The following is a 7,469-nucleotide window of genomic DNA, read 5'->3' as shown; positions in this document are numbered from 1 at the left end:
TTGAGTTACTTTTTGCCGGGAAGAGCGATAAAAAGCCCATTTAGAGCTTAAAAACAAAACCCTCACAACGTCGGCTGTGAGGGTTAGTACTCAGAGCGGGAATCGAACCCGCACTCCGTTTACGGGAACAGGATTTTAAGTCCTGCGTGTCTACCAGTTCCACCATCTGAGCAGGTGATTGACCTTTTAAAAATAAATCCCTCCGGTTTAGAGAGGGATTTGAGCGAAAGACGAGATTCGAACTCGCGACCCCGACCTTGGCAAGGTCGTGCTCTACCAACTGAGCTACTTTCGCGTTGGTATTCCCTTAAACTTTAAGCTGTGGTTTAACCCTTTACTTATCGCGTTTGCGGGAGTGCAAATATAGACAGAAATGAATGTCCTGCAAGGAAAAATTGAAGTTTTTTTAAAGTTTTTTATAACTCACTGTTTTTCAAAACCTCAGCTGCCAGCTCTGTTTCAAAACCCCGGCTTAGAGCATACTGCTGCAGTTTATAACGGCGTATATACTCATTTTTTTCAGAAACAGTAGCTGCCTTTTTAGTTAGTGTTTTTGCTAAAGTGGCCATATACTCATCCGGGTCAATGGTCATCAGCGCTTTTTTGATTAGCGGCGCCGATACTTTTTTTAACTGAAGGCCCTGTTTTATCTTTATTTTACCCCAGCCTTTCTGGTTGAATTTACCACGAACGTATGCCCTGGCAAAACGATCTTCGTTAAGGTAATTGTCTTCTATTAGTTTAGTGATTATATTCTCCACAGCAGACGTCCATAAACCCCATTCGTAAAGTTTATCTCGCACTTCCTGCTGCGAGCGCTCCTGGTAAGCGCAATAGTGTTCGGCCTTTTTTAGCCCAATTTTTTCGTCGGTTATTTTTATTGTTTTAGGCGAATCCATCCAGAACCAAAATAAGCTAAAATTCTTCTATTCGCAGAAATATAAGCAAATTCGTAACATGCAATCTACCTATACCATAAAAGAAGTACAGCAGATCATAGGTGCCGCCGGTAATGTGGTTTCTGATGCTACAATAAGCATTTTGGTTACCGATAGCCGACGGATTATTAACCCTGCAGCTTCTTTGTTTTTTGCACTCTCCAATCGCCGGGACGGCCATTTGTTTATTGCCGATGCTTACACTGCTGGCGTGCGTAATTTTGTTGTTCAAAACCATGTGGATGCTATTATGCCTGATGCCAATTTCCTGGTGGTGGCAAATGTGCTGCATGCATTACAGCAACTGGCGGCACATCATCGTGAGCAGTTTACCATCCCTGTTATTGGTGTTACCGGTAGCAATGGCAAAACCATTGTTAAAGAGTGGCTTTACCAATTAATGTGTCCCGAAAATAATATCGTTCGCAACCCAAAAAGCTACAACTCACAAATAGGCGTGCCGTTGTCTGTTTGGCAAATGAATGATACACATACCTTAGGCATTTTTGAGGCAGGTATTTCCGTGCCCGATGAAATGGATAAACTGGAGGCAGTGATACAGCCTACGATTGGTGTGCTTACCCACATTGGCACAACTCATGATGAAGGTTTCGAAACCCGAGAGCAGAAAGTATCTGAAAAACTTAAGCTATTTAAAAATTGCAAACAGATCATTTATAATTACGATCAACTGATTGATCATAAAGACGAACTGCAAAGCAGAGAGTGCTTTACCTGGAGCCGCAAATTTAACCTGGCAGATCTATACGTATTTAGTGAAACAACTATCTCAGGTAAATATTACCTCCGGGCTATTTATAAAGAGCAGGAAATTGAATGTTTGATACCTTTTAGAGATGAGGCATCTATAGAGAACGCTATCGTTTGCTGGGCAACTATGCTTGCAATGGGTTATAGTGCGGCAGATGCCGATGACCGCATTGAGCGCCTTGTTGCCGTAAGCATGCGGTTAGAATTGAAACATGGCATAAACGATTGTTCCATTATAGACGACTCTTACAATTCCGATATCCAGTCTTTAGAGATAGCTCTCAATTTTTTAGATCAGCAAAATCAGCATCAGAAGAAAACACTCATATTATCAGATATTTATCAATCCGGTTTGGAAGCCGATACGCTTTACAAACAAGTTGCGCAAATGATCAGGGATAAAGAGGTAGAAAAATTCATCGCTGTTGGGCAATCGCTTCAGGAGCACAAGCAACATTTTCACCTGCCAGAGATGCACTTTTATGATGATACTGCCGCGTTACTGAAAGACCTGAGCCGCCTACACCTGCACCAGGAAACCATTCTGATAAAAGGTTCGCGCAGTTTTGAGTTTGAGCGGGTAAGCCGCGCGCTGGTACAAAAAGCGCACGAAACGGTGATGGAAATTAACCTCAACACTTTACTCAGCAACCTTAATTTTTATAAGGCGCGGCTGCAACCCGGGGTTAAACTTATGGCAATGGTTAAAGCTTTTTCATACGGCAGCGGCAGTTTCGAGGTAGCCAACATTCTTCAATATAATAAAGTAGATTATTTGGCGGTGGCCTATACCGATGAAGGTATAGCACTGCGTGAAGCAGGCATCACCTTGCCCATTATGGTGTTAAACCCGGAACCACTTGCCTATGATAAATTAACCACTCATAAGTTAGAACCGGTGATGTATAGCTTTAATTTGCTGGATGAGTTTGTAAAGTACGCGCAGGAAGCAGACGTCGCAGAATATCCCGTACATATCAAAATTGATAGTGGTATGCACCGGGTAGGCTTTGAGGATTTTGAGCTAGAAACCTTATGCGATCTGCTGGAAGTAAATAATTATATCCATGTGCAATCTGTTTATTCGCACCTGGCTGCCAGTGATAATGAGCAACACGACCTTTTTACACTCAAACAGATTGGCATATTTGAAAAGGCCTGCGAGCAGATAGAGGATGCTCTTGGTTACCGCGTAATTAAGCACATCAGCAATACATCGGGCATTACACGCTGGCCTAACGCGCAGTATGATATGGTTCGCCTGGGCATCGGCTTGTATGGTGTGGATGCTGCCGTATCGCAGGATGATACCAGTTTAAGGCCGATAGCTACCCTAAAAACAACCGTATCGCAGGTGAAAAAAGTGCTGGCTGCCGATACCATAGGCTACAACCGCAATGGCAGCCTGAAAGACGATGGAAAAATAGCAACCGTACGAATTGGTTACGCCGATGGCTACCGCCGTGCTTTTGGGAATGGCGTGGGCAGGATGCTGGTAAACGGTGTAATTGTGCCAACCGTAGGCAACGTATCAATGGATATGTGCATGCTTGATGTAACAGCAGCGGAGGTTAAGGAAGGGGATGAGGTTATTGTTTTTAACGAACAGTTACGGATTGAAGAACTGGCACATCAAATTGGTACCATCCCTTACGAAATATTAACAAATGTTTCTGAGCGGGTTAAAAGAGTGTATTTTTACGAATAGCTATGAGAAGGATTTTTCGCGCCTTGCTGAACTATTTTATTAAAGGCCTGCTGATAGTGGTGCCACTGGGCGCAGCTTTTTTTCTGATCTTCTGGGCAATATCATCTATCGACAACGCATTAAACATCAGTGACCTGTTTTGGGCCAATAGCAAAACCGGCAAGCCTTTGTACATACCCGGCTTAGGCATCCTCAACGTGATTGTGATTATTCTGATAGCGGGCATACTGGTGACCAATGTGGTTACCGATCCTATAAAAGCCTGGTTTCACCGCTGGTTAAACCGTCTGCCAATATTCAAATTTCTTTATTCGTCCATAAAAGATTTGACGGAAGCTTTTGTTGGCGACGAAAAAAAATTCAACGAGCCGGTATTGGTTCAGGTCAATGAATTTGGGCTAAAAAAGATTGGTTTTTTGGTGCAGAAGGACCTAAAAGCAATTGACCTGCCCGGAGAGGTAGCCGTATATTTTCCGTATTCCTATTCATTTGCCGGGCAGGTTGTTATCGTATCGGCCAACAAAGTAAAACCTATTGATAAGACTGCAGCCGAAGTGATGAAATTTGTAATATCGGGCGGGGTTAGTGGTTTGGAATAAGCTTCTGAGGCTCTTTTTTCTTAAAACTCCGGACAGTTAACAGGATACTCACTATCATTAACAATGCACCCATCGCGAAAGGTGCCCCCGGAAAGTAAATAGCACTTTCTTTAGATGTTGTAAAGTGATGGAACAGCGTTGTCATAATCAGCGGGCCAATGATGGTAGTTACGCTAACCAGGCTGGTTAATGCACCTTGCAGCTCACCTTGCTCTTTGGCGCTTACATGTTCAGATATAAAACCCTGCATAGCCGTGCCGCCGATTCCCCCTAAACAATAAGGGATCATAAACAGGTACATCAGCCAGCCGGTGTTGTTAAATGCTATCAGTATCAGGCCGGTGCCGTAAAAGGCAATGCCTGCCATAATATTTTTACGCAACCCAAACTTTGGGATTGTCCATCGCACAAAGAAACCTTGTATGCCAACAATAAGCAACCCTAAAAACATCCCGAGGGCGCTTATGCTCGATCCTGTCCATTTAAATTTTTCAATAAGGTAAAATGGAAGCGTGCTCTCAACAGCTTTCTGACCGATGTACACAATAGTATAAGCGGTAATAAGCGTGCTTACCGCGGTTGAGTAACGCCTTAAACGCAGCAGTGAGCCAACCGGGTTAGCCCGCTTCCACTCAAACCGACGACGGTTTTTCATTTCTAAAGATTCCGGCAGGATAAAGAAACCATACACCGCATTAACAAGTGCAAGGCCCGCCGCAACCAAAAAGGGCAGCTTAACATAGATATCGCCCAAAAAGCCGCCCATACCAATGCCTAAAATAAAACCCAGGCCTGTTGCAGCGCCTATTAAACCGAAATTAGCCGCACGTTTATCGCCACTGCTTACATCAGAGATATAGGCTGTAGCCGTAGTGGTACTTGCACCAGCAATACCGGCTATAAACCGACCTACAAAAAGCCATAGAATAGTAGGGGCAAAGGCCATAAACAAGTAATCGATGCCAAATCCAATCAGTGAAAATAGCAATATAGGCCGCCGGCCAAACCTGTCGCTCAGGTTACCTAAAACCGGCGAAAACAGAAATTGCATGGTGGCGTACGTGAACGTAAGATAACCGCTGTATTGGCTGGCCATACTTACATCAACATGGGCAAGCTGCTCAAGCAGTTTTGGGAGAATTGGAATAATAATGCCCAAGCCCAGCGTATCAATAAATACAGTAACGAAAATAAAGCTCAACGCAGCTTTACCGTGCTGTTTGGGTCCATCCATATCAAGTAATTAGCATCTATGCGGTATATTATACAGATGCTGTTAATAATAGTTTTAAGCCGCCTGTTTTTTGAAACTCCTTACAGCAAGTACCGCGCCGACAAGCATCAACGCCGAGGCAACAAAGTACGGTGCGCCGGGCAGATGAACCGGTGCCTTTGCACTGGTAAAATAATAAAAGATAAAGGTCATGAACCAAGGCCCGAAAATAGAACTGAGACTCATTATGCTGGTGAGGCCACCCTGTAATTCGCCCTGTTCGTTTTTGGGTACTTCATTACTCATTACGCCTTGCAATGCCGGACCGCAAATACCGCCCAGCGCGTAAGGCACCATAAAGGCGAACATCATCCATCCCTTACTGGCCAGCCCGAATAGCAGCATACCAATTGCATATAACAGCAACCCTATCCAGATACTGCGTTGCTGCCCTAATTTAGGGATGGTAATACGGATCAACCCGCCCTGAACGATAGCGATCATCAAACCGATAAACCCAAGGGAATAGCCAACCACATCTTCGCTCCATTTAAATTTCTCGATAGTGTAAAATGTCCATACACTCTGCACGGCGTGGGCGGCAAAATAAACAATGAACAGGCAAACCGCCAGGCCGATAACCTGTGGATATTTCTTTAACTGGATAAGGCTGCCCATCGGGTTAGCGCGTTTCCAGTCAAAATCTCGCCTATGCTCTTTATCCAACGATTCGGGCAGGATGAAAAAACCGTAAGCGGCGTTAAGCAAAGCCAGAGTAGCTGCAGCGTAAAATGGATAATGTGTGTCATACTTACCTAACACACCGCCTATTACCGGCCCTATAATAAAGCCTAAACCAAAGGCAACACCTATCATCCCAAAATTTTGCGCACGTTTCTCGGGCTCGCTTACATCGGCAATATAAGCCGCCGCAGTTGTGAAGCTTGCGCCGGTAACACCTGCTATAACGCGCCCTAAAAATAACCAGCCAATAGTAGGTGCAAAGGCAAGGAAAAGATAATCGATACCAAAACCCAACAATGAAAATAACAGCACCGGCCGGCGGCCGTATTTATCACTTAGGTTACCCACTACCGGCGAAAAAAGAAATTGCATCACAGCGTATGCCACCAACAGCAAGCCCGAATATCGCGAAGCTTCACTGATGTTACCGTGAATAAGATTTTCGATAAGTTTAGGGAAAACCGGGATGATGATCGCCAGGCCTATTACATCGATAAGCAGCGTAACAAAAATAAAGCTTAGGGCCGCCTTCTTCTTAGGTTGGGTTAGGGTGTCCATTGCTGTAAATAAACAATTAATTTCTTTAATACATTGGCAAATTCTATAAAATAATATCCGCTGCTGATAACCAGCAGACTTGTGTAATCATGACAAGTAAAAGATAGAAAGCCCTCCGGACAATTGTCCGGAGGGCTTTCTGTTTACGGGTAATCTGTTAAAAATTAGGTTTTAGAACGTACTTATCATAGAAACGGAAGATATGCTCAACAGCTTCTTCGGCAGTGTCAACCACGCGGTAAAGGTTAAGGTCATCGGGGCTGATATTATGCTCTTCTTTAAGCATCCGGCTTTCTACCCATTCGAACAAACCTTTCCAGTAGTCTACACCTACAAACACGATAGGGAAGCGGGCGATCTTACCTGTCTGGATCAGTGTGATGGCCTCGAATGATTCATCCATCGTGCCGAAACCGCCCGGCAGGATGATAAAGCCCTGCGAGTATTTCATGAACATTACCTTACGGATAAAAAAGTAATCGAACTCCAGGATCTTATCCCTGTCGATGTACTTGTTATGGAACTGCTCAAACGGCAGCTCGATATTTAAACCCACCGATTTACCACCCGCTTCGTAAGCGCCCTTGTTGGCAGCTTCCATAATGCCCGGGCCGCCCCCGGATATTACGCCATAACCACGTTCGGTAAGCAGGCGTGCCGAGTCTTCAGCTAGTTGGTAAAACTTGTTGTCGTTTTTGGTACGTGCGGAGCCAAAAATGGAAACGCAGGGGCCTATCTTGGCCAGCTTCTCAAAGCCGTCTACAAAATCGGCCATTATTTTAAAGATCTGCCAGGAATCGGTAACCTTTATTTCCTGCCAGTTTTTATTCTCAAATGCTTGTCTTATTTTATCTTCACCAGTCATGTTAAAAAATTAGTCCGGAAGTCCGAGAAGTCGGTGCGTCCGGAAGTTATTATTCAGTTATACTACAATAAAT

Annotated in this window: 6 protein-coding genes and 2 tRNA genes; 2 read left to right on the top strand and 6 right to left on the bottom strand. The window is 44.3% G+C overall.

The window, feature by feature from the left end; all coding sequences use genetic code 11:
* Positions 1-87: 87 nt before the first annotated feature.
* The 3 genes from ACE5CV_RS16785 to ACE5CV_RS16775 all read right to left on the bottom strand — a co-directional run bounded on the left by ACE5CV_RS16785 (position 88) and on the right by ACE5CV_RS16775 (position 899).
* Positions 88-172 (bottom strand) — tRNA-Leu (locus ACE5CV_RS16785).
* 50 nt (positions 173-222) lie between these two features.
* Positions 223-295, bottom strand: a tRNA-Gly gene (locus ACE5CV_RS16780).
* Between the two features lie 121 nt (positions 296-416).
* The gene (locus ACE5CV_RS16775) at positions 417-899 is read right to left on the bottom strand and encodes a regulatory protein RecX (RefSeq protein WP_374951351.1); all 483 of its coding nucleotides are present in this window, start codon (positions 897-899) and stop codon (positions 417-419) included.
* Positions 900-957: 58 nt separating this feature from the next.
* On the opposite strand from ACE5CV_RS16775, the gene ACE5CV_RS16770 reads away from it, so the two are divergent.
* Positions 958-3,417, top strand: coding sequence for a bifunctional UDP-N-acetylmuramoyl-tripeptide:D-alanyl-D-alanine ligase/alanine racemase (locus ACE5CV_RS16770; protein WP_374951350.1), 2,460 nt, complete (start codon positions 958-960; stop codon positions 3,415-3,417).
* Positions 3,418-3,419: 2 nt separating this feature from the next.
* Positions 3,420-4,016, top strand: a complete 597-nt coding sequence (locus tag ACE5CV_RS16765) for a DUF502 domain-containing protein (protein ID WP_374951349.1) — start codon at positions 3,420-3,422, stop codon at positions 4,014-4,016.
* Here the strand turns inward: ACE5CV_RS16765 and ACE5CV_RS16760 are convergent.
* The 3 genes from ACE5CV_RS16760 to ACE5CV_RS16750 form a co-directional block, all read right to left on the bottom strand.
* The gene (locus tag ACE5CV_RS16760; protein ID WP_374951348.1) at positions 4,000-5,250 is read right to left on the bottom strand and encodes a TCR/Tet family MFS transporter; all 1,251 of its coding nucleotides are present in this window, start codon (positions 5,248-5,250) and stop codon (positions 4,000-4,002) included. The two genes, ACE5CV_RS16765 and ACE5CV_RS16760, sit on opposite strands and share 17 nt — an antisense overlap.
* A gap of 54 nt (positions 5,251-5,304) precedes the next feature.
* Positions 5,305-6,531 carry a TCR/Tet family MFS transporter gene (locus ACE5CV_RS16755; protein ID WP_374951347.1) on the bottom strand — a complete coding sequence of 409 codons (1,227 nt, stop codon included), beginning with the start codon at positions 6,529-6,531 and terminating at the stop codon, positions 5,305-5,307.
* Positions 6,532-6,688: 157 nt separating this feature from the next.
* Positions 6,689-7,396, bottom strand: a complete 708-nt coding sequence (locus ACE5CV_RS16750) for a TIGR00730 family Rossman fold protein (RefSeq protein WP_374951346.1) — start codon at positions 7,394-7,396, stop codon at positions 6,689-6,691.
* Positions 7,397-7,469: the final 73 nt, after the last annotated feature.

Source organism: Mucilaginibacter sp., assembly GCF_964263795.1.
Classification (GTDB): Bacteria; Bacteroidota; Bacteroidia; order Sphingobacteriales; family Sphingobacteriaceae; genus Mucilaginibacter.
This window is presented reverse-complemented; position numbering and strand designations above follow the sequence as displayed.